Source organism: Streptomyces sp. NPDC048352, from assembly GCF_040651895.1.
Lineage (GTDB): Bacteria > Actinomycetota > Actinomycetes > Streptomycetales > Streptomycetaceae > Streptomyces.
This window is the reverse complement of the sequence record NZ_JBEZKZ010000001.1, coordinates 174,079-197,032: the sequence shown is the minus strand read 5'-3', so window position 1 is coordinate 197,032 and position 22,954 is coordinate 174,079. Positions and strand designations below refer to the sequence as shown.

The following is a 22,954-nucleotide window of genomic DNA, read 5'->3' as shown; positions in this document are numbered from 1 at the left end:
GTCCGCCATGGGAGGGGCACACTGACGGAAACGGCTGATGAGCGACACATCGCCCAGTATCGATCCCGTCGGGTGGGCGGGCGTCGGCCTCTGGACCGATCCGGGCTATGTCTTTGGGCAGAGCCCCGGCGACGTACGGACTGCCACGGAGCCGCAGGAGAATCCGGCCGCGAGGGCCCGGACCGACGGCGACCGGCCGGGCGGGGCACGGTCGTCCGTCGCGGCCATGTTGGCCAACAACCGCACCCCGCGTGTCCACCCTACTGCGGCAATCCGAGGGCGGACGCCGAGCAGGGGCCGGGGGTGGGGGCCGGGGCGCGGGGGAGGGGGCGCCGCCCGGACGGCCGTCGTCGGCAGCGTGACTTTCCGGGAGTGCGGGCGTTAAGGATCACGCCTGGCCTTCCGGCGAGGATCCGTCTCCCCTGTTCCTAGGAGCTTTTCGTGTTCTCCAAGTTCAAGATCACGTTTGCCGTTCTCGCCGCGGGTGTCGCGGTCGCCGGTGGCGCCGGTGGCGCCGCCGCCGACGCCGGTGCGCAGGCCGCGGCCCTGAACTCGCCCGGCGTGGTCTCCGGCAACGTGATCCAGGTACCGGTTCACGTGCCGGTCAACGCCTGCGGGAACACGGTCGACATCATCGGCCTGCTCAACCCGGCCTTCGGCAACACCTGCGTCAACGCCTGACCGCTCCCGAGTTCCCGGCGGCCCCGCTCGGCCGGCCTCCTACGGCGCGAGCGGGGCCGCCGGGCGTCGTCCGCCGCCGGCGCCGATCCTCCGGGTGACCACCCCCGGCCCCGGCCTCGGCGACAGGGCCGGGTCAGGCCGGGACGTGGAAGTCGACGCTGAGCGGCAGCAGGAAGTCGGCCTGGCCGTGCTTGGGGTAGCGGCGGACCATCTCCGCCGTGGCCTGCTCCCGGTTCGTGGCGGCGGCGGTGACGTCGAGGAAGTCCTCCAGGTAGCGGCGGATCTCCTCGTAGCGGGCGGCATCCCCCGCGGGTCCGTGGCCGGGGTGCACGAAGACTTCGGCGCCGTAGCGCTCGCGCAGCGTGTCCAGGGCCGACAGCCAGGCCTCGATCTTGTCCCGCGTGACCTGCGGGCCTTCCCAGGCGTGCACGCCGGAGTAGACCAGGACTGGCGGTCGGCGCGGCGAAGCGGGTCACGGTTACGGCCATGGGAAGAGTCTCCGACGGATCCGCGCTCCACGCCTGCGCTGAGCGGCTCTCAGCGCTCGCTTCCCAAGCCGCGGTCGGGTGCGCTCATGTCCCCCGTGGCGGGGGTCCCGGCAGCCAGGCCGTAGCGCAGGAACACGGTGCCCTTGGGGCCGGCCGCCGGAGGCGAGAGGAGCGTGAGGTTCGTGGGCACCGCGCCGTCGTCGAAGACCTTCTTCCCGACCCCGAGCACGACCGGGTGCACCCACAGGTCGAGACGGTCGAAGAGCTTCTCGCGCAGGAGGGTCTGCACGAGGTTCAGGCTCCCGACGACCTTCACGTTCTCGTGGCGGTCACGGATCTCCCGCACCCCTGCGGCCAGGTCCGGTCCGAGCTGTGCGGACCCGGCCCAGGAGAGGTCGGGCGTGCCGCGCGAGGCCACGTACTTGGGCACGCTGTTGAACAGCGTGGCGATCTCGTTGTCCTCGCCGCCCTCCTGGTGGGGCCAGTAGGCGGCGAAGATGTCGTACGTCCGCCGGCCGAGCAGCAGGGCGTCCGTGCCCTGGTACGCGGCACCGACCTGCGCCCCGGCGACCTCGTCCAGCAAGGGGGCCTGCCAGCCGCCGAAGGGGAACCCGATCGGGTCCTCGTCAGGCCCGCCGGGTGCCTGCCCGACGAGGTCGAGGGTCGCGAACATCTCGATGTGGATCAGGCCCATGACGTGCTCCCGTTTGCTCGGTCGACTCCTGTCATAGGGACAGACCCCCGCGAGCGTGCGAACTCATCGGCGCGGCGGAGTCCGGTTTCACCCGTTCCCCGCAACTGCGCGGGCATCGCGGGCCCGGAAGGGTCAGGGCAACGGGTAGCGCACCCCGGTCAGCCGTTCCGAGAGGGTCCAGAGCCGGCGGGCGGTGGTGAGGTCGTGGAGGGCGCGCTCCCGGCCGCGCGGGACGGGTTCGCCCCGGAGTTGGAGCGGCCCGTCGGGTACGACGTAGCTCCCTCCGGGCAGGCCGGGTACGGTCGCGGCGTACAGGGAGGTCTTGGCGCCCTCCGGGGTGGGCCGGAAGGCGCTGCGCAGCAGCAGGCGCGTGAAGGCGCGGTACGTGCGGCCCCGGGCGGTGTTGGCGCCGCCGGTGAGGACGTTGGAACGGGTGAGTCCGGGAGCCACGGCCATGCTGCGCAGTCCCAGCCCGGCGGCGTCGGCCCTGCGCTGCAGTTCCACGGCGAAGTAGAGGTTCGCCCGCTTCGACTGGAGGTAGGCGAACAAGGCCCGGTAGCCGCGCTCGGCGTCGAGGTTGCCCAGGTCGAACCGGGCGAACCGCTGGCCCTCACTGCTGACCGTGACCACGCGCGGGTCGGGGGCGCGCAACAAGTGCGGCAGGAGCAGGCCGGTGAGCGCGAACGTGCCGAGGTGGTTGACGCCGAACTGGGACTCGAAGCCGTCGGCGGTCCGGGAGAAGGGCACCATCGCGATGCCGGCGTTGTTGACCAGCAGATCGAGACGGTCGTGGTCGTGGCTCCAGTCCCCGGCGAAGCGGCGGACGGACTCCAGGTCGGCGAGGTCGAGCAGACGCAGTTCGGCCCGGGCCCCCGGTATCTCGGTCCGCAGGCGCTCCACCGCCGTGCGCCCGCGCTCCTCGCTGCGGCAGGCCAGGACGACGTGGGCACCGCGGCGGGCGAGTGCGCGGGCAGTGGCGTAGCCGATACCGCTGTTGGCGCCGGTGACCACGGCGAGGCGCCCGGACTGGTCCGGGATGGTGTCGGGCGTCCAGCGCTCGCCCGGCGCGGTGTGGGCGGGGGCCTGGGGTGCAGGGGTCATGGGAACCTCCATCGACGGGTGGGGGCGGTGGCGGGCCGGGTTCCGGGTCCCGGCCCTGACCGGCGTAGGGCACAGCCCACCCGTATCGCAACCGCCAGTTGCATTACCCTGATGCTGTCGCATGCACCGGCAATAACGCAACTAGGAGTTGCAATGAAGTCCGTCGAGTCGTCCTCGGACCGCGGCCCCGCTGTCGGGCGCGGGCCCAGGATGCGCGCCGCCGTACTGGCGGCGACCATCTCCGAGCTCACCGCGGCCGGGTACGCCGCACTGACCGTCGATGCCGTCGCCCAGCGGGCCGGCGTGCACAAGACCACGATCTACCGGAACTGGAAGACCTCCGACGAGCTGGTCGCCGACGCCCTGACCGGCCACTTCGCCGCGGACATCCCGATCCCCGACACCGGGGCGGCGGAGAGCGACCTGCGCGCCCTGGCCCGCTCGCTCGTCGCGACCATGACCACGGACGCGGGCCGGGCCCTGCTCACCACCGCCCTCTCGGACGCCGTGCGCACGCCCCGGCTGGCCGAGATCAAGCGCGCGCTCTTCGAGGACCGCTTCCGCCAGGCGGAACCCGTCGTCACCCGCGCCGTCGAACGCGGTGAACTGCTGGCGGGGACGGACCCGGCCGAGCTCCTCAAGGCCCTCGTCGCGCCGATCTGGTTCCGCCTCGCGTTCACCGGTGAGCCGGTCGACGAAGCGACCGCCGACCGGGCCGTGGCCGTCGCCCTCGCCGCCGCGCACGCCGGCGTCCTCCGGTCGCCCTGACCCAGCCCGGCGCCTCCGTCCGCCGGGGCAGGTCGCCGCCGGCACGGCGGAATCGGTCACCTGCCAGGGGGGAATGCGCCTTTCCATTGACGTCCACACCGGCTCCCTCAGTCGGCTGCCGTACCGGGCGGGGTGCTTCGACGTGGCACGCCCGCCGCCCCTGGGGTCGACCCCGCGAACTCCGCGGCGGACCCTGGGGATACGGGGTGGAACAGAACGTGGCCACGACGACACTGAAGGTGTCATGATGACACCATGAGTGGCGTCGAGCGCACCGGGCCGGACCACCTCGCGGGCCCCCTGCTCTACGAAGTGATCCGCAGCCTGTGGCCGCTGCACCGTACGGTCGTGCGTGCCGTGGAGCGGGAGCTGGTGGGCACGGGGATGACGGCCGGGCAGCACGCGGTGATGGACGAGTTGCGCAGGGCCGGACCCCGAACGGTGCCTCAACTGGCCCGCCTCCTCGGCCTGGACCGGCAGCCGGTCCAGCGTCTGGTGAACGACGCGACAGCCCTGGGGCTGGCGGAGAGCACCCCGAACCCGGAGCACCGGCGCTCGCGCCTGATCCGGCTCACCCCGGAAGGGGAAGCCACCATCAGGGGCATCCAGGAAGCCGAGGAAGCCGAGCTGCGGCGCCGGCTTTTCGACCTCTCCGCCGGTGACGTCATGACGGCCCTGCACGTACTCCGGCGCCTCGGCGAGGAGTTCAGGAACCTCGCACAGGACACCCCGCCGCACCCCGCGGATCGAGGAGAGGACGCACCATGACGCATCCCCGGACGAGCCCGGTCACGGCCGGCACCGTACCCGTCGAGGCGGGCGAGCTCTTCTACGAGTCGGCCGGCGAAGGACCCCCCGTCGTCCTGCTCCACGGCGGCATGCTCGACCTGCACATGTGGGACGAGCAGTTCACCTGGCTCGCGGGCCTGGGCTTCCGCGTCATCCGCTACGACGCCCGCGGTCACGGACGTTCCTCCACCGTCACTCGGGACTACGCCCACCACGACGATCTGCACGCCCTGCTCACCCGCCTCGACGTCGCCCGTGCCACGCTGGTGGGCCTTTCCCTCGGCGCCCGGACCGCCGTCGATACGGCGATAGCCCGTCCGCTTTCCGTGTCGGCACTGGTCCTCGCCTCGCCCGGGGTGAGCGGCCGCCCCTTCACCGACCCCTACGTCGCGCACCACACCGCACAGCAGATGGCCGCGGTGGGCGACCCGGACGACGGCGCACAGCGGTTCGTGGAGCACTTCCTGCGGATGTGGGTGGACGGCCCCCACCGCGAACCGTCCCAGGTCGAAGGCGGACTGCGCGAGCGGTTGCGTGCGTCGGCGTACGCCAATGTCGTGCGGCACGCCCGTGGCCTCGGCGCGGGGACACCGAGGGAAGTCGGTGCAGCGGACCGGCTGGCCGCCATCGCCGTCCCCACCCTGGTCCTCGACGGAGAACTCGACAGCAGTGACATCTCGGCGAACGCCCGGGCCATCGCCCGAACCGTTCCCGATGCCAGGCGCCGGCGGTTCGCCTCGGCGGCACACATGGTCAACCTGGAGAGCACGGAACTCTTCAACCCCGAAGTCGCCTCCTTCCTCGCTTCCGCGACGGGCTCCAACTGAGCCTGCCAGCAAGCAACTTCAGCGACCGGCTCCACCTCCGACGCGCCGCCGGCCCGCCCGGCCTGCCCCCAGCCGGGGCCGGGCGCGGTGTCCGTACGGTCCGTGTCACTGCGAGGGCGGTCCGACCGCGACTGGTCCGACGGGTACTGCGTGATCGTTTCTGTGATGGTCCGCCGGTCCGGCATTCGGTGTGGCTCGGGGACAGGCCGCCCGCGCTGCCCTACAAAGTCCGTCATGGTCCATTCCTTTATGCGGCGCGGCGTGCCCGCGCTCGCCCTGCTGTCCCTCTTGGCCGCCGGGCCGGCCTTCGGCCGTGCGGGCAGCGCACACGCCGTCCCCCATCAGGAGTCCGGAACTCCCGTACAGCTCCTGGCCCTCAACGACCTGCACGGCAACCTGATGCCGGTGGACGGCGCCGCCGGCCGCATCACGCATCGCGGCCCGGCCGTCCAAGCGGGGGGACTCGCCCAGATGGCGACCCTGCTGGACGCGGCCCGGCTGGGACAGGCCAACAGCCTCACCGTGGCCGCCGGCGACATGATCGGCGGCAGCCCGCTCACGTCCGCGATCTTCCACGACGAACCGGCCGTCGACGCGCTCGAGCACCTGGGGCTGAGCGCCTCCTCGGTCGGCAACCACGAGTTCGACGAAGGCCCGCGCGAACTGCGGCGGATCGCTGAAGGCGGCTGCCACCCGGAGGACGGCTGCGCGCCGGGCGGCCCGTACGACGGGGCGGGATTCGCCTACCTGGCGGCGAACGTCACCGAACGGGGCAGCACCACACCCCTCCTGCGGCCCTACACGGTCAAGACCCTGCCGAGCGGGCAGCGGATCGGGTTCATCGGCCTGGTCACCAAGGACGCCCCGAGCGTGATCAACGCCTCCATGGTCCGCGACGTGCAGTTCCACGACGAGGTCCCCACCATCGCCCGCTACTCGCGTGAACTGACCCGGCAGGGCGTGCACGCCCAGGTCCTCCTCATCCACGAGGGCGAGGCCGTCGACGGCCGGGCCGGCGCCGCCTGCGACGAGGGCGGCCCCGGCGCGCGGCTGGAGGGAAGGATCAAGGACATCGCGCGGCAGGCGGCTCCCGCCGTCGACCTGATCGTCAGCGGTCACTCCCACGCCTCGTACGAGTGCACCGTGACCGGCCCCGACAACCGGCCGAGGCTGGTCACCCAAGCCGACTCCTTCGGCCGCTCCTTCACCGACCTGCGCTTCTCCCTCGACCCGAGGGGAGACGTCGTCCGCGACACGGTCCGAGCCACGCACCGGCCCGTTCCCGTCACCACGGCCCGCCAGCCCGCCATGTCCCGGCTCATCGAGACCTGGCAGTCCCGGTCCAAGGACACCGCCGAGCGCGTCGTCGGCCACATCTCCGCCGACATCCCCGGTCGCGGCTCGACGCTGCCCGAGACCCCGCTGGGCAGCCTCATCGCGGACGCACAGGTCGCGGCGGGCCGGCCCCACGGGGCGCAGCTGGCGCTGCTGAACCCGGGCGGCATGCGCGCCGACCTCGTCCACCGGGAAGGAGGGGAGGTGACGTACGCCGACGCCTACCGTGTCCAGCCCTTCGAGACTCCCCTGTGGGTGCTGCCCGTCACCGGTGAGCAGCTCCTCACGGCACTGCGCCAGCAGTTCACCGGCGCGAACGAGGCCAGCCCGCGCTTCCTGCAACTGTCCAGGGAACTGAGCTACTCCGTCGACATGAGCCGTAGCGGCGCGGACCGGCTCCTGGCCGACACCGTCCGGGTCGGCGGACAGCCCGTCGACCCGGGTGCGACGTACAAGGTGGTGCTCAACGAGTTCCTCGCCAACGGCGGCAACGGATTCACCGTGTTCGGTGAGATCACTGCCCGGCAAGGCGGCGACACCACCGACCTGGAGGCACTCGTCCACTACCTGCAAGCCACCACCTCCGCCGCCCGTCCGGCCGCTCCGCCGGCGCCCGGCAGGATCACCTTCGTCACCCGCTGACCACGACGACGCCCACCACGACCGCGCCCGCCCGGTGCCCCTTCCACGACACGAAGGCACCGGGCGGGCGCCGGCACCTGCCCCCCGCGCTCGCCTCCCGCGGCCGCTGCGGCCGGGAGGAATCGGCGGCCGCGATGCGGCGTTGTCGCAGACATGGGCGATGCATCCCGGCGCGACCCCGACGAGCGCGGTCCGTCGACCCTCGCGGACGTCCGCGCACGCCTCGCGGCCGACCGCGCCGACACCCTCGCGCGGACGGCCGCGCTGAGCCGTGACTTCGAAGCGATCGTGGCGGCGAACGCCCTGGTGGCGGTGGACGACGAGCACGACCCCGAAGGAGCCAGCACCGCCTTCGAGCGGGCCCACGTGGCTGCGCTGATGGCGCAGGAGCACGAGCACCTGGAAGAGCTGGACCGGGCACTGGAACGGCTCGAACGGGGCGCGTACGGACAGTGCGACCTGTGCGGCCAGGCGATTCCCCCCGAACGCCTGGAGGTGAGACCGGCGGCGACCACCTGCGTCCGCTGCGCCGGATCCGGCCCCCGACGGCCACGCCCCGCCTGACGCCCGGGCACCGCCACGGCACCGGCCGGACACCTCACGCGTGCGGTGCCGGTCCCGGGCGACGCACACGGCGGATGCGGATCGGGCCACGGGCCTGCCCCGGATCGACCGGGCGACCGCCCTGGGTGATCTCCACTTCCCCCGCCGTGACCAGCCGCCGAGCGGCGAGGCGGGCCGGTTCCATCAGCGCTCGCCACCCCTCGTCGTCCCCTCCGTACACGGCCCGCGCCGCGTCGGAGGGGCAGATCGTCGCCTGCGGATCGCGCCGTTCCAGCAACTCCAGGATGGCCCGCTCCAGGCGCCGGCCCGTCTCCCGCTCGATGTCGCCCACCCGGCCAGTGTCGCACCGCGCCGGATCACAGGCCCTGCCGCCGGACGCGCACCACAGGTGCCTGATGATTGCGGCTATGCGCACTGAATACGACCCGGCCCTGCTGGACCGGACCGCGGTCTACCACCTGCTGACGTCGACCGTCGTGCCCCGGCCGATCGCGTGGGTGTCGACCGTTTCCGCCGAGGGCGTCGACAACCTCGCCCCCCATTCCTTCTTCACCATCTCGTCGCTCACGCCGCCCATCGTGCAGTTCACGTCGGTCGGCCGGAAGGACTCGCTGCGCAACGTCGAGGCGACCGGGCAGTTCGTGGTGAACCTCGCCCCCGAAGCGCTCCTCGAGAAGATCAACGAGACCGCCACGGACTTCCCGCCCGAGGTGAGCGAGTTCGACGCCGTGGGCGTCGAGCGCGAACCGGGCGTGCGGGTGAAGGCTCCGCGCGTGGCCGGCTCCCCGGTGGCCCTCGAATGCGAGCTGCACAGCACCCTTCTGCTCGGTGACTCGACCGTGGTCTTCGGGCGGGTGGTGCACTTCGCCGTCGACGACGCCGTTCTGGACCAGGACCATCCGGAGGTCACCCGGCTGCGGCCCCTCACGCGGCTGGGCAAGGACGAGTGGGGCACGCTCGGCGAGGTCCGGGACCTGCGCCGCATCCGCTACGCCGACTGGTCCCCGTCGAGCTGAGCGCTCCGGCGGGGTGACCAGGCCGTGGGCGTGGCCTCAGCCCTTGGGCACGCGGATGACGACGGTCCCGCACACCTTGTCGGCGAACGTCTGCCTCTTGGCGTCCCACAGCGGCCACAGCCAGCCGATCTGGCAGGGGAGACCGTCGAGGACGTGGGCCAGCTTGCGGACGAAGGCCTTGCCGAAACCGAGGGTGGTGCCGTCGGCCTCGCGGCGCAGGCTGATGCCCACCGCCCGATCGTCTGCCCGGTCGAGCCCTCCCTGAAGAGCTGGAAGAAGCCCATGGCAGCCGCGTACAGGAGGCCGATGGCGAAGAAGACGCCGGGCTGGGCCGTGGCCGGGTCGGGGGCGTTGAACAGGTCGATGAAGCCGAGGGCGTACATCGGGCCGGTGATGATCAGCACGTCGAGCGCGTGCGCACCGACGCGCAGGCCCCAGTGGGCAGGCAGGGGCATCCCGCCCGGCATGCCGGGAGCGGCGTAGGCGCCGTGGGGCGCGCCCAGCGGGGCCGGCTGCGCGTAGCCGTACGGCGGGGGCGGCTGGGCGTGGCCGAACTGCGGAGGCACGCCCTGCGGTGCCTGCTGGGGGAAGCCGGGCTGACCCTGCGGGGACTGCTGGGCGTAGGGGTTGGTCGGGTCGCCGAAGCTCATGGTGAAGTCTCTCCGGTGTCGGAAACGGGGACGATGCGGACGGAGCGGAGCAACGCACCACGTGACCGGTCCCGCCCCCGAAGTCATGATGTTGACGGGTCATCGTGGGCGGCCCATCGGCCACTTGTCCAATCCGTCTCGAAGGGGGAGGCGGTCCGGCGCATGCGTACGGAGCGGCCCTGACCGCGCCCGTCCTTTGAACGCGTTCAGGGGTAGGTGCGTTAATGTGCGCACATGAAGAGACACGCCCCCACGCTGGAGGACGTCGCGCGGGCCGCCGGAGTCTCGCGGGCCACCGTGTCTCGAGTGGTGAACGGGGTGCGCAACGTGGATCCCGACATCCAGGAACTGGTCCGTCATGCGATCGCGCGCACCGGGTACGCCCCGAACCGGGCGGCGCGCTCCCTGGTGACGCGGCGCGCGGAGACCGTGGCCCTCGTCATCTCCGGCGCGGGGGACGGCTTCGCGGCGCGGGTGTTCGCCGATCCGTTCTTCGGCCGCATCGTCACCGGCGCCCTGGGGCACCTGCGGGCACGCGCCATGCATCCGGTGCTGCTGTTCGCCGAATCGGAGGCGGCCCGCAGCCAGGTCGTCGACTACGTACGGCAGGGCAGTGTCGACGGAGCGCTGGTGGTGTCGGTCCAGGGCGACGATCCGCTGCCCGGGCTCCTGCTCTCCTCCCGCATTCCGACGGTCCTGTTCGCGCGGCCTTCCCGGCCGATGCCGGTCAGCTACGTCGACCTGGACAACCGCGCGGGCGCGCGGCTGGCCGTCGGTCACCTGCTGGCGCGCGGCTGTCGCCGTATCGCCTCCATCTGCGCCCCGCAGGACCTGTCGGCCGGCCGGGAGCGGCTCGCCGGGTTCCGCGAGGCCCTCGCCGAGGCCGGCCAGGTCGATCCGCCGGTCGCCGAGGGGGCCTTCACCCTCGACAGCGGTGTCAGGGCGATGGCCCGCCTGCTGGCGGAGGACGCCGGCATCGACGGCGTCTTCGTCGCGAACGATCTGATGGCCCAGGGTGCCTGCCAGCTCCTCCGGGAGAAGGGGAAGCGGGTCCCCGAGGACGTGGCGGTCGTGGGCTTCGACGACTCGAGCATCGCCGTGACGTGCCGGCCACCGCTCACGACCGTCCGTCAGCCGGTGGAGGAGATGGCCTCCGCGATGGCGAAGCTGTTGGCCGACGCGGTCCAAGCGGCGCCGGCCGCGGACTCCGGCGTACTGATCTTCCAGCCGGAGCTGGTGGTCCGCGAGTCCGCCTGACCCGGGCCCCGGCATGCGGGCCCGTGTCCGCTGCCGGGGCGCCTCGGCGGATGCCGCTCGCGCGCGTCAGGACCACAGCTGCCGGTGGCTGCGGATGATGTCGGCGTACCGGCGGCCGCTGGTCTTGACGGTGCGCTTCTGGGTGGCGTAGTCGACGTGGACCAGGCCGAAGCGCTTGTCGTAGCCGTAGGCCCATTCGAAGTTGTCCAGCAGCGACCAGGCGTAGTAGCCGGCGAGGGGCGCGCCCTTGCGGACGGCGCGCGCACACGCCGCCAGGTGCTGTTCGAGGTACCGGGTACGGGCGGGGTCGTCGACGCTGCCGTCGGGTCCCACGGTGTCGGGGAAGGCGGATCCGTTCTCCGTGACGTACAGCCTGCGCACGCCGTACTCGTCGGTGAGGCGCATCAGGAGTGCTTCGAGGCCGTCGGCGTCGATCTGCCAGTCCATGCCGGTACGCGGGACGTCGGCGAGCCGCACCTCCCGGGCGTGCGGCACGGGCCCGTCGGGGTCGTCGGTGACGGTGGCGGGGAAGTAGTAGTTCAGGCCGTGCCAGTCCAGCGGCGTGGCCATGGTGTCGAGGTCGCCGGGCCGCTCGGGGAGGTCGACGGCGTAGAGCTCGCGCATGTCGGCGGGGAACCCGCGGCCGTAGACGGGGTCGAGCCACCACCGGTTGGTGTGGCCGTCCATGCGGGTGGCGGCGGCGAGGTCCTCGGGCCGGGTGCCCGCCGGCTCGACGGTGGAGTGGTTGGTCACCAGGCCGACCTGTGCTCCGGGCGCCGCGGCGCGGATGGCCTGCGCGGCCAGTCCGTGGCCGAGCAGGAGGTGGTAGGAGGCCCGGACGGCGGCGGTCAGGTCGGTGAGGCCGGGCGCCATCCGGCCTTCGAGGTGGCCGATCCAGCCGGAGCACAGGGGCTCGTTGAGGGTGGCCCAGTGGGTCACCCGGTCGCCGAGGCGCTCGGCGACGACCGACGCGTAGGCGGCGAGGTGTTCGGCGGTGTCGCGTTCGGTCCAGCCCCCGCGGTCCTGGAGGGCTTGGGGCAGGTCCCAGTGGTAGACGGTGACGTTCGGGGTGATCCCGGCATCGAGGAGGCCGTCGATGACGCGGTCGTAGAAGTCCAGGCCGACGGCGCTGACGGCTCCGCTGCCGGCCGGCAGGACGCGGGGCCATGCGAGCGACATGCGGTAGGCGTTGGTGTTGAGCCGCTTCATCAGGGAGATGTCCTGCGGCCACCGGTGGTAGTGGTCGCAGGCCACGTCGCCGTGGTCGCCGTTGTCGGTCTTGCCGGGCGTGTGGGAGAAGGTGTCCCAGATCGAGGGCCCGCGGCCGTCTTCGGCGACCGCTCCCTCGATCTGGTACGCGGACGTGGCGGTGCCCCAGGCGAAGTCGTGCGGGAACGCGGCGAGGTCGATGGGTTCGGACACGGGAAGCCTCTCGGAGGTGGGGTCGGGGCAAGGACGGGCGGGCGCGACGGGACTACTTGACGGCGCCCGCGGTCAGGCCCGTGACGAGGTAGCGCTGGAGCAGCAGGAAGCCGGCGACGACGGGCACGCTCACGACGAGCGAGGCGGCCATGATCTGGTTCCAGTAGACGTCGTTCTGCGTCGAGTACCCCTGCAGCCCGACGGCCAGCGTGCGGGTGGTGTCGTTGGTCATGACGGAGGCGAAGAGGACCTCGCCCCAGGCGGTCATGAAGGCGTACACGGCGACCGCGACGATGCCGGGCGTCGCGGCGGGCACGATGATCCGCAGGAGCGCGCCCAGCGGTCCGCAGCCGTCGACCTTCGCCGCTTCGTCCAGGTCGCGGGGGACGGAGTCGAAGTAGCCGATCAGCATCCAGATCGAGAACGGCAGCGAGAAGGTCAGGTAGGTCAGGATGAGGCCCGCCCGGGACCCGAACAGGGCGATGCCGGTGGCGTTGCCGATGTTCACGTAGATGAGGAAGAGGGGCAGCAGGAAGAGGATGCCCGGGAACATCTGGGTGGACAGCACCGTCACCGTGAAGACCCGCTTGCCGCGGAAGGAGTAGCGGCTGACGGCGTAGGCGGCGAAGACGGCGATGACGACCGAGCACGCCGTCGCGGAGCCCGCCACGATGAGGGAGTTCGTGAAGTAGTCGGCCAGCGGCACGGTGCGCCAGATGTCGATGTACGGGCGCACGGTGAGGCCCGAGGCAATCCACTGGAACTTCCCCGACACGTCCCGGAGCGGCTTGAGCGAGCTGGACACCATCACGTACACGGGCAGCAGTACGAACGCCGTCAGGAGCGTCAGGAAGATCCTCCTGCTCCACAGGAAGGACTGCGGGGCCGCCATGGGCGAACGGGGGGTCCGCCGGGATCGCCTAGGCATCGGCGGCCTGCCTTCCGCGGGAGGTGAACAGGAGGTACAGGCCCGTGACCACGAGCAGGAAGAGCAGCAGCAGGACCGACATCGCCGAGCCCGTGCCGAAGTTCCAGGTCTGGAAGGAGGACTGGTAGATGTGGATGGAGATCAGGTCCGCCGCCTGGGGCGCCGACTTGCCGAACAGCACGAACGGCGTGTTGAAGTCGTTGAACGTCCACAGGAAGAGGACGAGGACGAGGACCTGGTTGACGGGGCGCAGTGACGGCAGGGTGATGCGGCGGATCTGCTGCCACACTCCGGCCCCGTCCAGAGCGGCGGCCTCGTACATCTCCCTGGGGATGTTCTGCAGTCCGGCCATCATGATGAGGAAGGCGAAGGGCCAGCCCTTCCACACCGAGACCACCAGCAGGGTGACGAAGCTGTTGTCGCCGATGAGCCAGAACGCGGGGCTGTCGGTCAGGCCGAGCTGGTCGTGGAGCACGTGGTTGACGAGCCCGTTGTCGCGCTGGAACATGAACGCCCAGGTGATGACCGCGGCGTAGACGGGCAGCGCGTAGGGGACGAGGAAGACGGTGCGCAGCAGTCCCCGGCCGCGGAAGGTCTCCTGCATGAAGATCGCGGCGGCGGTGCCGAGCAGCCAGCACAGGGCGACCGACAGCAGGGTGAACTGGCAGGTGGTGAGGAACGACTTCAGGAGTGCTTCGCCGACGGGGGCGTCGAAGTCGATCGTGAGCCTGTAGTTGTCGGTGCCGGCCCAGGGCGCGGTTCCCCAGTCGCGCAGGTAGAACTGGGTGAGTTCCTTGAAGCTGACGACGATGCCGATCAGCATGGGGACCAGGTGCACGAGCAGTTCGAGGACCAGGGCGGGCAGCAGCAGCAGGTAGGGAAGCCCGACGCGGCGCAGCCGCCCGGAGCGGCGCCGGCGGGGCGCCGCTCCGGGCCGGGTGGTGCGGCCGGCCCGCTCGCCGGTGGTGGGGGCAGCGGTGGTGGTCATGGTGGTGTCCGTGCTCACTTCTTGGGCATCTGCTGCTGGGCCTTCTCGAGCTTCGCCCTGACCGACTCGGTGGTGGCGGGCCGGCCGGCCGCGGCCTCGGCGAAGAGCTCCTTGACGGCGGTGCCGACCACCGTCTCGAACTGGGACTCCTCCGGGACCTGGGGCAGGGCGGTGGCGCTGGTGGCGAGGGTGTCCCGCAGGACGGCGAGGGCCGGGGTGTTGAACGCGGGGTCCTGCTGGGCGGCCTTGACCGGGGGGATGGAGCCGTAGGCCGTGTTGAGGATGGTCTGCTCCCCGTCGCTGGTCATGAACTTCACGAACTTCTTCGCGCCGTCGATGTTCCTGGTGTTCTTGAACACCGCCAGGTTGATGCCGGCGACCATGGAGTTGGTGGCGGTGCCCTGGCCCGGCGCCCCGGAGGGGACGGGCGCCGGGGCGACGCCCCATTCGTCCTCGGTCATGCCCTGGGCCTGGAACGTGGCGGAGGCGGTCTGCCACAGCACCATGGCCGTGTTGCCGTTGGCGAAGTCGCTCAGGGACTGGTTCTGCGCGTACTCGGCGTTGCCCGGAGCGACGATCTTGTCCTTGCCCATCAGGTCGACGTACTGCTTCACCGCGGCGACCGCTCCGTCGGAGGTGAAGTCCGCCTTGCCGTCGGCGGTGAAGAAGTCGGCGCCGTGCTGCTTGCCGAGGACGAAGACCTGGTGGATGTTGTTGGACAGGTTCGAACCTTCGGCCCCCAGGGCCCACTTGCCGTCCTTGGACAGCTTCTTGCCGGTCTCCACCAGCTCGTCCCAGGTCGCCGGGGGCTTCTCGATGCCGGCGTTCTTGAACATGCTCTTGTTGTAGTAGAGGGCGTAGGCCATGGAGTACAGCGGGACGGCGGCCGGGTCCTGTCCCCGGACGCCGGTGGAGCCCAGAGCGGACGGGACGAAGCGGTCCTTGCCGCCGATCGCCTCGAAGTTCTCGGCGTTCCACGGCAGCAGGGCGCCGCTGGACTGGAGGGAGGCGCTCCAGGTGTTGCCGATGTTCAGGACGTCGGGTCCCTGGCCGGAGGTCGTCGCCGTCAGGATCCGGTTGAGGAGGTCCGCCCACGGGACGACCTCCAGCTTCACCTTGATGCCGGTCTCCTTCTCGAACTTGTCGAGTTCGGGCTGGAGGACCTTCTTGTCGACCTCGATACTGGCGCCCTGGTTGGAGGCCCAGTAGGTGAGGGACTTGGGCTGCTCGTTCGATCCGCCGTGGCCGGACGACCCCCCGCCGCAGGCAGCCGCGGTGAGAACGAGCGGGAGAGTGACGGCACCGACGGCTGCGGCTCGGATTCTGCGCATGGCTCCAGGGGCCTTTCGAGGAAGTGGCGGTGAAACCCGGGGGTGGGGTGGCGACGCCCCGCCTTCGGACCGCGACCAGCCCCCATGGCTTAATTTAGGATGTGAGTTAAACCTCAAGCGAAGGTCGCGTCAAGGCCCCGAACACATGTAAGTTGCCACCAGGAAGTCCAAGTTGAGGGGGCACGGGTGCGAGTACGCAGTGGCCGAACGGTTCATGACCTGCGGCGCGAGAACCGGACTGCCGTTCTGCAACGGCTGTATTTCGACGGGCCCCAGAGCCGCTTCTCGCTCGGACCCGCCACCGGGCTCAGCTCGGGCTCGGTCAGCAACGTGGTCGCCGAGCTGGTCGCCGAAGGCCTGGTGGAGGAGGCCGGCAGCGTCGACTCGGCCGGCGGCCGGCCCCGCACGCTGCTGCGCATCCGCGCCGACAGCGGGTACATGGTCGGCGTCGACGTCGGCGAGACGCGGGTGCGGATCGAGCTCTTCGACCTGGCGCTGACCGAACTCGCCCGCATCGAGAGGCCGCTCGTGACCGAGGGGCCGCGCCGGGTCGACCGCTACGACGTCGGCATCGTGCTGGACCACCTGCGCGAGGGGATCCCCGCGGTGCTGGCGCAGGCCGGCATCCCGGCCGAACGCCTGCTCGGCGTGGGCATCGGTGTGCCGGGCATCGTCGCCCGCGACGCCGGCGGCGCGGTCGTCCACGGCCAGACCATCGGCTGGAGCGCCGTGCCCCTGGAACGACTGCTGCGCGAGTCGGCGATCGTCCCCGCGAGCGTGCCGTACTCCATCGACAACGGAGCCAAGACGCTCGGTCAGGCGGAGATGTGGTTCGGCGCCGGGCGCGGCGCGCAGAGTGCGGCGGTGGTCCTCTTCGGGTCGGGTGTCGGCGCCTGCGTCGTCGCCGACGAGGTGGGGCCCGGGCGCGCCATCGAGTGGGGCCACCTCACGGTGCGCGTGCGGGGCCGCCGCTGCCGGTGCGGCGCCCAGGGCTGCCTGGAGGCCTACGCGGGAGCGGAAGCGCTCCTCGAACGCTGGCGGGAGGCCGGCGGCCGGCCGCCGGCGGACGCGGACGAGGAGACCTCGCTGACCGCGATGATCGCCGCCGCCTACCCCGGGGAGGGCGGCCCGGAACCCGACGCCACGGCCCTGGCCGTCCTGGAGGAGACCGCCGAGTACCTCGGCGCCGGTTTCTCCGACCTGATCAATCTCTTCCAGCCCGAGCGCATCCTCGTGGGCGGCTGGGCGGGACTGCAGCTGGGACCCGCGTTCCTCGACGCCGTGCGCGGCCACGCCCTTTCCTACGCCCTGGCCTACCCGGCCGCGCACGTGCGGATCGAGCTGGGCGCCCTGGGCCCCGACGCCGTGACGGTCGGGGCCGCGATCCTGCCGCTCGCCGGTTTCTTCGCCCGCGGCGGACGCCGTGAGGCGGCCCGGCCGCAGGAGCCCGCCCCCGCGTGGCAGGCGACCCTGCGGGAGCGCGCGGCCCAGTGACCCCTCCTGCCCGCGCGGGCGCGCCGCCGGCCCGGCGCGCCCGGGGCGGTGTCAGGGCACGCTGACGTCGATGGCCCCCGTCCACAGCGGGTCTCCGGCGGACCGGCCCACCACGAGCCGGAAGGTGCCGGGCTCCACGCACCAGGCGCGTTCCCCGGGGGACCAGTGCCGCAGGGCGCGGGCCGGTACCGTCACGACGGCCGTGACCGACTCCCCGGCCGGCGCCTCCACCGCGGCGTAGCCGGCGAACCATCGCGTGGGCCGCTCCACCGCGGAGTGCGGCCGCGCGAGGTACACCTGGACCACTTCCCGGCCCCGGCGCGAGCCGGTGTTGGTCACCCGCACCCCGACACGGAACGGCTCCCCGGCCACGGCGCGCGCGGGAGCCGTCACCTCCCCGTACGCCCAGGTGGTGTAACCGAGGCCGTGGCCGAACCAGTAGGCGGGCTCCCGTCCGGCCCGCAGCCACGCACGATGGCCGACGTGCAGCCCCTCGGCGTACTCGAGGACTCCTCCGACCGGCCGGGTACGGGTGACGGGAGCGTCCGCGAGGGTCGCCGGCCACGTGGTGGGAAGCCGGCCCCCCGGCTCGGCCGTGCCGAACAGGACGTCGGCGAGCCCGTCCCCCGCCTCCTGCCCCGGGAACCACGTCAGCAGCAGGGCGCCCACCTCCTCCCGCCAGGGCATCTCGACCGGCCCGCCGCTGTTGACCACGGCGACGGTCCGCGCGTTGACGGCGGCCACCGCCCGGACGAGCTCGTCCTGACGGCCCCCGAGGCGCAGGCCGGCGCGGTCGTGGCCCTCGCTCTCGTCGTGCTCGCCCGTACCGACGACCACGATCGCGGCGTCCGCCCGGCGGGCGGCCTCCACCGCGGCTTCCAGCGCGCGGCGCGCATCGGGTTCCGGCGGGCCCGCGGTGACCACCGTGGCCCGGCCGGAGCCGGGGACCAGTTCGCGCGTGGCGACCACGTGGACGGGCCGGTGCGCGGGCAGGAGCAGCCGGGCCGTCCGCACGGGCGGGTTCACGTGGACGACGGCCGGGTCGTCGGTCTCGCACGGGAAGTCGCCGGCGATGATCGCCCGCCCGTCCATGCTGAGCTCCATCCGGCCGAAGCCCGCGACCCCGAACGTCCACTCCCCGGCCTGCCGCGGCCGCAGCCGTGCGCTGATCTCCACGGTGTGCGCTCCCGCGGGCAGTTCCGGCTCGAGCTGGCGGCCCGAGAGGCGGTGCTGCGCGTACAGCTCCCCTCCGGCGGCGTCCAGGACGCGCAGCAGCACGCCGGGCTCTCCCGACCGCGGATCGCTGCACCCGTCGGTCCCCAGGGGGGCGGGCGGGACTCCCAGCGACGGGCCGGGCGCGTACACGACCCGGACGCGGCCGCCCAGCCGGTCCCGGATGCCCGCCAGCGGCGTGACGACCCCGGGCGGGAAGACCCCCGCGCTGCCCCCGCCCTGCGCGCGGGGTGCGGCGGCGTGGACGCCGATGAGCGCGACGGTCGCGAGGGCCGCGGGATCGAGCGGCAGCACGTCGCGGTTGCGCAGCAGGACGCAGCTCGCGCTGACGGCGCGGCGCAGGAGGGCCCGTACCCGCTGCGGTCGCACGGCGGTCGCGGCCCGGGGCCCGGACGCGCCGAGCGCGCCGACGCGGCCGGCCAGCCGCAGCAGCCGCAGCACCTTCTCGTCGACGGCCTCCTCCTCGACCAGGCCCTCGCCCACCGCCCGGAGCAGCGCGGCGCCCCAGGGGCCGTCCGGTCCGGGCATGGCCAGGTCCAGCCCGGCGCGGGCGGGCTCCACCGTGGAGCGCACCGCACCCCAGTCGGACAGCACGACACCGTCGAAACCCCACTCCGTCCTGAGGGGTTCCCGCAGCAGGGGGCTGGCGGTCATGGTCGCGCCGTCGACGGCGTTGTATCCGGCCATCACCAGCCACACCCCGGCGTCCACGGCCGCCTCGAACGGGGCGAGGTAGACCTCGCGCAGGACGCGTTCGGACATCCGTACGTCCACGGTGAGCCGGTCCGTCTCGGAGTCGTTGGCCACGTAGTGCTTGGCCGTGGCCGCCACTCCGCCCGCCTGGATCCCGCGGATCAGGGCCGCGCCGGCACGGCCGGTCAGTTCGGGGTCCTCGGAGAAGCACTCGAAGTGCCGGCCCCCGAGAGGAGACCGGTGCAGGTTCAGGGTGGGCGCCAGGACGACGTCCACGCCCTTCGCGGCGGCCTCCGCGGCCAGCAGGCCGCCCACCTCCTCCAGCAGGTCCTCGTCCCACAGGGCCGCCAGCGCGGAGGCGGAGGGCAGGAGGGCCGACGGTTCGCGCTCGTCCCAGGCCTGCCCGCGGACGCCGGCCGGGCCGTCGGACGTGACCATCTCCTTCAGCCCGATGGCGGGTTCGCCCGCCGTGCGCCATGTCGTGGCGCCGGTGAGCAGCCGCACCTTCTGCTCCGTGGTCAGCTCGTCGAGGAGGCTGTAGAGCCGTGCTTCCGTCATGGCCACCCCATGCTCGTCACCCGCGCGCCGGCGGGTGGGCGTGTTCGGCCCGGGCCGCGCGTGCGTCCCGGGAAGGAGAGGGCCCGGCCGCCCCACCGCCGTGGGAGGGCCGGGCCCCGCGGAAACCGGCCGGGTCAGGGCAGCCGGTATTCCGCGTTCAGGACGGCACCCTGCTCCGGGTGCGACTGGTCGTAGCCCCGCGGGTCGCACTGGAGGCCGCCCACGATGCAGTGGTCGACCATCGCCCGGAGGGTGCGTTCCTCCCACGCGTTGAAGAAGTCGTAGTGGAAGGAGTAGCCGCGGCCGCTGGCCAGGTGGACCTGGCTCATGTCGCCGTTGACCGGCCACGCCATCTTGAACTCGATCATCGGCAGGGCGACCGGGTGGGATGCCGGGCACATGTTGTCGTTGGTGCCGGGCTTGACGACCGGGTACGCCATGTGGCTCTGGTGGTCGGGCGTGTCCAGGTACAGGCCGTTCCAGCAACTGGGCGCCTGCATCCGCAGGTTGAGCTGGACGTCGGGCCGGTTCGGGCAGCTCGCCGGGATGTCGACGTTGAAGAAGCTGTCACCGCATTCCCAGCCCTCGACGAAGCCCTTGTGCGCACGGAACTGCTGCGCGGTCTGCAACGGGTTGCCGACGACGAACCGCAGGCCCTTGGGGAACGGGCGCACGCTGGTGTAGTCGGTGACGCCGGTCTTGTAGTAGATGACCTGCGGTCCCACCGGCAGGATCTTCTGGTCGCCCTTGTACAGCGAGGGCATCCAGTACGCCGAGGCGTCGGCGGGCGCCTTGCACGTGGTGCTGCCTCCGTAGAGGCTCGCGGTGGTGCTGGCCGCGTTCGTGCTCGTGTTGCCCATGAAGGTGTGGTCGTGGGACCGTCCCGCCTGCCCGGGGTAGACGATCGGGTCGTCGGGGGCGGTGTGCGTGACCGAACAGTTGGCCTGGAACTCGTGGAAGTAGCGCGGCGGAGGCGTCGCGCTGGACGGGGTCACGCCGGTGACCTGCGGAACGGCGGGTATGTAGCCGTCGCCGTCCGCGTCGTCGCCCGACGCCTGAGTGGATTCGGCACTCATGTGCCCGGCGTGGGCGGCCGACGGGGCGGCCTGCGCGGCCCCGGGGTCGGCCGCCGTGGCCATCGTGCCGATGCCCAGGACGCTTGCGACCAGTGCGCTGCCGAGGAGGAGTGCGGGAAGTTGCTTCGAGCGCCATCTCATGGGGATCTCCAGCCCGTTGTGGGAGGGGGAGGGGTGGGGGTGCGGGGCGCAGGTCCGTCAGCCGTAGATGCCGAACTCGTGGAGCGAGTAGCCCCAGCCGGTGCCCCGCGCCGTCAGCTGCAGGCGCACGTACCGTGCGGTCGCCGTGAGGTCGATCGTGTCGATGTCACCGTTGCCGGAGGCCGTGGTGTGCACGGTGCGCCAACTGGTGCCGTTGTCGGAGACCTGGACCTCGTAGGACCTGGCGTAGGCCGGGTCCCATTCCAGCTGGAGCTTGCGGAAGGCGGTCGCGGCGCCGAGGTCGACCTGGATCCACTGCGGGTCGCTCCAGTCGCTGGCCCAGCGCGTCCCGCTGTTGCCGTCCGTGGCCTTGGCCGGCTCGCACGGGCAGTCGCCGTAGGACGCCTGGAAGGAGGAGGCGGCGGTCGGCTTGTTCAGGGCGAGGTTCGGGCCGGCCACCGGCGGGGCGACGACCTTCACCGACCTGGTCTCGATGCCGGCGTTGCCGCGGCCGTCCTCCGCCTGGACGTACACCTTCCACACGCCGAGCTTCTCCGGTGCGGTGACGGCGAAGGTGCCGTTGCCCGTGGACCGCCACCTGGCCTCGACCAGGCCCTTGTCGCCGTTGGCGTAGTTCCCGCTGAGGAAGATCCGGTAGGTCAGCGGGTCCCCGTCCGGGTCCCGCACGGCGGCGCGCACGGTGAACTCACCGCCCGCCGGCGCGGCCGAAGCCGGGGAGACGGCCATGTCGGTGATCACGGGCGGCGTGTTGTCCCCCGCGGTGGAGCCGGCGTAGGCCTGCTTGACCGCGTAGTACGACAGTCTCTTCAGCCCGCCGGAGAGCACGTTGTACCAGACGCCCCCGAAGTCGTGCTCGGTGCCGTAGTGGAACATCGTCGCGCCCAGGGCGACGCCCCGGTGGCCGGTGACGCAGTTCCACGCACTGGTGTACCCGTCGCGCTTCTGGACGTCGGTGGGCTCGTCGGGGATGCCGTTGGCGTCGTCGGCGACCTCCCACTCCCCGACCGGACCGGTCTCGGTGATGATGTAGGGCTTGGTGTATCCGCCCTGCTCCCAGTCCTGGCGGACCTTGCAGATGTTCCCGTAGGAGTTCATCGAGTACAGGTCGAGGTCGGGGGCGTTGCGCTTGTAGTAGGGCCAGGTGCCCGTCCAGGCGTCGGTGGAGGTCACCGGGTGGTCCGGGTCGATCGAGTGGATCTTCCGGGCGACGTCGTTGACGAAGCCCGTGTAGGCGTTGCGCTGGTTCTCCAACTCGGTGCCGCTGTAGCAGTTCTGCAGGCCGAGGACCGACTCGTTGCCCACGTTCCACATCAGCGTGCCGGGGTGGCTCTTGTAGGTGTCCACCCACTTGGCGAACTCGTTGAGCGAGGTGGTCTTGTACGTCGTGTCCGTCACGTAGTCGACGCAGCCTCCGGAGCCGGGGCCGCCGCCGGGCTGGAGCCAGAAGCCGTTGATCACGCGGATGCCGTTGGCGGCGGCGCTGTCCAGGAGCGGCTTGGTGGAGGCATCGGTGCCCCAGGTGCGGACGGTGTTGACGCCCATGGACTTCAGGTCGGGCATGTAGCGGGGGGCGTCGGCGGCGGCGGGCCCCCAGGTGAAGCCCTTGACGGTGTAGGGCTGTCCGCCGGCCTGGAGCTGCCAGTTGCCCGCGGTGCCGGTCACCTTGACCGCCCCCGTGCCGGGGGAGGGGGTGCCGTCGGCGCTGCCGTAGACCTGGAACTCCCACAGGGAGTAGCCGTAGCCGCCGGAGCGCTCGGTTCCCAGCATGCGCACGTAGCGGCCCGAGCCGGAGACGGCGACCTCGTCGCTGCCGCCGTCCCCGCCGGTCACGGTCTTCAGGGTCCGCCAGTCGGTGCCGTTGTCGGACGCCTGGATCTGGTAGCTCTTGCCGTACGCCCCTTCCCACGTCAGCACCACGCGGGAGAGGTCGGACTTCTTGCCGAGGTCGACCTGGAGCCACTGCGGGTCGCTCCACTGGCTGGCCCAGCGGGTGCCGGTGAGGTTTCCGTCGACGGCGGCGGAGGCGGCGTAGCCGTCGCCCTCCTGGGAGGAGGCGGTGGCCGGCTTGCCCTGGGAGAGCAGGGCCTCCGCGGCCCGGGCGGGCGGGGCGGCCAGCGTGAGGGACGACGCCGCCAGTGCGCCGAGCACGAGCAGGGGAACGCCGCTCCGGCGGCGGACCGGGGTGGGGGAAGAAGGTCTGGGCACGTCTGCTCCTGGCACGATCGGGAGGGGGGCGGATACGGGACGGCCTGCGCGG

General features: G+C 72.2%; 20 protein-coding genes and 1 pseudogene. 9 read left to right on the top strand and 12 right to left on the bottom strand.

The window, feature by feature from the left end; all coding sequences use genetic code 11:
* Positions 1 to 459: 459 nt before the first annotated feature.
* Positions 460 to 681: a chaplin gene (locus AB0D45_RS00940; protein ID WP_361605847.1), complete on the top strand. Its 222-nt coding sequence runs from the start codon at positions 460 to 462 to the stop codon at positions 679 to 681.
* Between the two features lie 133 nt (positions 682 to 814).
* Here AB0D45_RS00940 and AB0D45_RS00935 read toward each other — a convergent pair whose 3' ends face one another.
* The 3 genes from AB0D45_RS00935 to AB0D45_RS00925 all read right to left on the bottom strand — a co-directional run bounded on the left by AB0D45_RS00935 (position 815) and on the right by AB0D45_RS00925 (position 2,964).
* Positions 815 to 1,111: a hypothetical protein gene (locus AB0D45_RS00935; RefSeq protein WP_362454664.1), complete on the bottom strand. Its 297-nt coding sequence runs from the start codon at positions 1,109 to 1,111 to the stop codon at positions 815 to 817.
* Between the two features lie 107 nt (positions 1,112 to 1,218).
* A complete protein-coding gene (locus tag AB0D45_RS00930; protein WP_362454662.1) occupies positions 1,219 to 1,863 on the bottom strand; it encodes a dihydrofolate reductase family protein in 645 nt (214 codons plus the stop codon).
* 132 nt (positions 1,864 to 1,995) lie between these two features.
* On the bottom strand, positions 1,996 to 2,964 hold the full coding sequence (locus tag AB0D45_RS00925) for an oxidoreductase (protein ID WP_362454660.1): 969 nt from the start codon (positions 2,962 to 2,964) through the stop codon (positions 1,996 to 1,998).
* 153 nt (positions 2,965 to 3,117) lie between these two features.
* On the opposite strand from AB0D45_RS00925, the gene AB0D45_RS00920 reads away from it, so the two are divergent.
* The 5 genes from AB0D45_RS00920 to AB0D45_RS00900 all read left to right on the top strand — a co-directional run bounded on the left by AB0D45_RS00920 (position 3,118) and on the right by AB0D45_RS00900 (position 7,889).
* Complete coding sequence (locus AB0D45_RS00920; protein WP_362454658.1) at positions 3,118 to 3,732, top strand: TetR/AcrR family transcriptional regulator; 615 nt, start codon at positions 3,118 to 3,120, stop codon at positions 3,730 to 3,732.
* A gap of 255 nt (positions 3,733 to 3,987) precedes the next feature.
* The gene (locus AB0D45_RS00915; protein WP_362454656.1) at positions 3,988 to 4,500 is read left to right on the top strand and encodes a MarR family transcriptional regulator; all 513 of its coding nucleotides are present in this window, start codon (positions 3,988 to 3,990) and stop codon (positions 4,498 to 4,500) included.
* On the top strand, positions 4,497 to 5,348 hold the full coding sequence (locus tag AB0D45_RS00910) for an alpha/beta hydrolase (protein ID WP_362454654.1): 852 nt from the start codon (positions 4,497 to 4,499) through the stop codon (positions 5,346 to 5,348). The genes AB0D45_RS00915 and AB0D45_RS00910 overlap by 4 nt, the downstream gene beginning before the upstream one ends.
* Positions 5,349 to 5,582: 234 nt before the next feature.
* On the top strand, positions 5,583 to 7,325 hold the full coding sequence (locus tag AB0D45_RS00905; RefSeq protein WP_362454652.1) for a bifunctional metallophosphatase/5'-nucleotidase: 1,743 nt from the start codon (positions 5,583 to 5,585) through the stop codon (positions 7,323 to 7,325).
* A 153-nt stretch (positions 7,326 to 7,478) separates the two neighbouring features.
* Entirely contained in the window at positions 7,479 to 7,889 is a 411-nt protein-coding gene (locus AB0D45_RS00900) for a TraR/DksA C4-type zinc finger protein (protein WP_362454650.1), read from the top strand.
* Between the two features lie 34 nt (positions 7,890 to 7,923).
* Here AB0D45_RS00900 and AB0D45_RS00895 read toward each other — a convergent pair whose 3' ends face one another.
* Positions 7,924 to 8,220 carry a DUF3253 domain-containing protein gene (locus AB0D45_RS00895; protein WP_361609604.1) on the bottom strand — a complete coding sequence of 99 codons (297 nt, stop codon included), beginning with the start codon at positions 8,218 to 8,220 and terminating at the stop codon, positions 7,924 to 7,926.
* A 76-nt stretch (positions 8,221 to 8,296) separates the two neighbouring features.
* Here AB0D45_RS00895 and AB0D45_RS00890 point away from each other — a divergent pair, with 76 nt between their 5' ends.
* Positions 8,297 to 8,905: a flavin reductase family protein gene (locus AB0D45_RS00890; protein WP_362454649.1), complete on the top strand. Its 609-nt coding sequence runs from the start codon at positions 8,297 to 8,299 to the stop codon at positions 8,903 to 8,905.
* Positions 8,906 to 8,941: 36 nt separating this feature from the next.
* Here the strand turns inward: AB0D45_RS00890 and AB0D45_RS00885 are convergent.
* Positions 8,942 to 9,555 (bottom strand): annotated as a pseudogene (locus AB0D45_RS00885) (RDD family protein).
* 234 nt (positions 9,556 to 9,789) lie between these two features.
* Here AB0D45_RS00885 and AB0D45_RS00880 point away from each other — a divergent pair.
* Positions 9,790 to 10,812, top strand: a complete 1,023-nt coding sequence (locus AB0D45_RS00880; RefSeq protein ID WP_362454647.1) for a LacI family DNA-binding transcriptional regulator — start codon at positions 9,790 to 9,792, stop codon at positions 10,810 to 10,812.
* 66 nt (positions 10,813 to 10,878) lie between these two features.
* Here AB0D45_RS00880 and AB0D45_RS00875 read toward each other — a convergent pair whose 3' ends face one another.
* Genes AB0D45_RS00875 through AB0D45_RS00860 form a run of 4 tightly spaced genes read right to left on the bottom strand, consistent with a single transcriptional unit; the run spans position 10,879 to position 15,481 of the window.
* Positions 10,879 to 12,234: a GH1 family beta-glucosidase gene (locus AB0D45_RS00875; protein ID WP_362454645.1), complete on the bottom strand. Its 1,356-nt coding sequence runs from the start codon at positions 12,232 to 12,234 to the stop codon at positions 10,879 to 10,881.
* A 52-nt stretch (positions 12,235 to 12,286) separates the two neighbouring features.
* Positions 12,287 to 13,126 (bottom strand): carbohydrate ABC transporter permease, encoded by an 840-nt coding sequence (locus AB0D45_RS00870; protein WP_362454643.1) that lies wholly within the window; start codon positions 13,124 to 13,126, stop codon positions 12,287 to 12,289.
* Positions 13,127 to 13,154: 28 nt separating this feature from the next.
* Positions 13,155 to 14,150, bottom strand: a complete 996-nt coding sequence (locus tag AB0D45_RS00865; protein ID WP_362454641.1) for a sugar ABC transporter permease — start codon at positions 14,148 to 14,150, stop codon at positions 13,155 to 13,157.
* 14 nt (positions 14,151 to 14,164) lie between these two features.
* The gene (locus tag AB0D45_RS00860) at positions 14,165 to 15,481 is read right to left on the bottom strand and encodes a sugar ABC transporter substrate-binding protein (protein ID WP_362454639.1); all 1,317 of its coding nucleotides are present in this window, start codon (positions 15,479 to 15,481) and stop codon (positions 14,165 to 14,167) included.
* 186 nt (positions 15,482 to 15,667) lie between these two features.
* Between AB0D45_RS00860 and AB0D45_RS00855 the strand changes: the two genes are divergently transcribed.
* Positions 15,668 to 16,975, top strand: a complete 1,308-nt coding sequence (locus AB0D45_RS00855) for an ROK family protein (RefSeq protein ID WP_362454637.1) — start codon at positions 15,668 to 15,670, stop codon at positions 16,973 to 16,975.
* Between the two features lie 51 nt (positions 16,976 to 17,026).
* Here AB0D45_RS00855 and AB0D45_RS00850 read toward each other — a convergent pair whose 3' ends face one another.
* The 3 genes from AB0D45_RS00850 to AB0D45_RS00840 form a co-directional block, all read right to left on the bottom strand.
* On the bottom strand, positions 17,027 to 19,459 hold the full coding sequence (locus AB0D45_RS00850) for a glycoside hydrolase family 3 C-terminal domain-containing protein (RefSeq protein WP_362454635.1): 2,433 nt from the start codon (positions 19,457 to 19,459) through the stop codon (positions 17,027 to 17,029).
* A gap of 134 nt (positions 19,460 to 19,593) precedes the next feature.
* Complete coding sequence (locus tag AB0D45_RS00845; protein WP_362454634.1) at positions 19,594 to 20,676, bottom strand: DUF1996 domain-containing protein; 1,083 nt, start codon at positions 20,674 to 20,676, stop codon at positions 19,594 to 19,596.
* A 57-nt stretch (positions 20,677 to 20,733) separates the two neighbouring features.
* Positions 20,734 to 22,902 (bottom strand): discoidin domain-containing protein, encoded by a 2,169-nt coding sequence (locus tag AB0D45_RS00840; protein ID WP_362454632.1) that lies wholly within the window; start codon positions 22,900 to 22,902, stop codon positions 20,734 to 20,736.
* Between the last annotated feature and the right edge of the window lie 52 nt (positions 22,903 to 22,954).

Coding starts and splice junctions, on each gene's coding strand:
- AB0D45_RS00860 (WP_362454639.1), bottom strand. CDS start 15,481: ATGCGCAGAATCCGAGCCGCAGCCGTCGGTGCCGTCACTCTCCCGCTC.
- AB0D45_RS00865 (WP_362454641.1), bottom strand. CDS start 14,150: ATGACCACCACCGCTGCCCCCACCACCGGCGAGCGGGCCGGCCGCACC.
- AB0D45_RS00915 (WP_362454656.1), top strand. CDS start 3,988: ATGAGTGGCGTCGAGCGCACCGGGCCGGACCACCTCGCGGGCCCCCTG.
- AB0D45_RS00850 (WP_362454635.1), bottom strand. CDS start 19,459: ATGACGGAAGCACGGCTCTACAGCCTCCTCGACGAGCTGACCACGGAG.
- AB0D45_RS00930 (WP_362454662.1), bottom strand. CDS start 1,863: ATGGGCCTGATCCACATCGAGATGTTCGCGACCCTCGACCTCGTCGGG.
- AB0D45_RS00870 (WP_362454643.1), bottom strand. CDS start 13,126: ATGGCGGCCCCGCAGTCCTTCCTGTGGAGCAGGAGGATCTTCCTGACG.
- AB0D45_RS00900 (WP_362454650.1), top strand. CDS start 7,479: ATGGGCGATGCATCCCGGCGCGACCCCGACGAGCGCGGTCCGTCGACC.
- AB0D45_RS00845 (WP_362454634.1), bottom strand. CDS start 20,676: ATGAGATGGCGCTCGAAGCAACTTCCCGCACTCCTCCTCGGCAGCGCA.
- AB0D45_RS00880 (WP_362454647.1), top strand. CDS start 9,790: ATGAAGAGACACGCCCCCACGCTGGAGGACGTCGCGCGGGCCGCCGGA.
- AB0D45_RS00910 (WP_362454654.1), top strand. CDS start 4,497: ATGACGCATCCCCGGACGAGCCCGGTCACGGCCGGCACCGTACCCGTC.
- AB0D45_RS00905 (WP_362454652.1), top strand. CDS start 5,583: ATGGTCCATTCCTTTATGCGGCGCGGCGTGCCCGCGCTCGCCCTGCTG.
- AB0D45_RS00920 (WP_362454658.1), top strand. CDS start 3,118: ATGAAGTCCGTCGAGTCGTCCTCGGACCGCGGCCCCGCTGTCGGGCGC.
- AB0D45_RS00890 (WP_362454649.1), top strand. CDS start 8,297: ATGCGCACTGAATACGACCCGGCCCTGCTGGACCGGACCGCGGTCTAC.
- AB0D45_RS00925 (WP_362454660.1), bottom strand. CDS start 2,964: ATGACCCCTGCACCCCAGGCCCCCGCCCACACCGCGCCGGGCGAGCGC.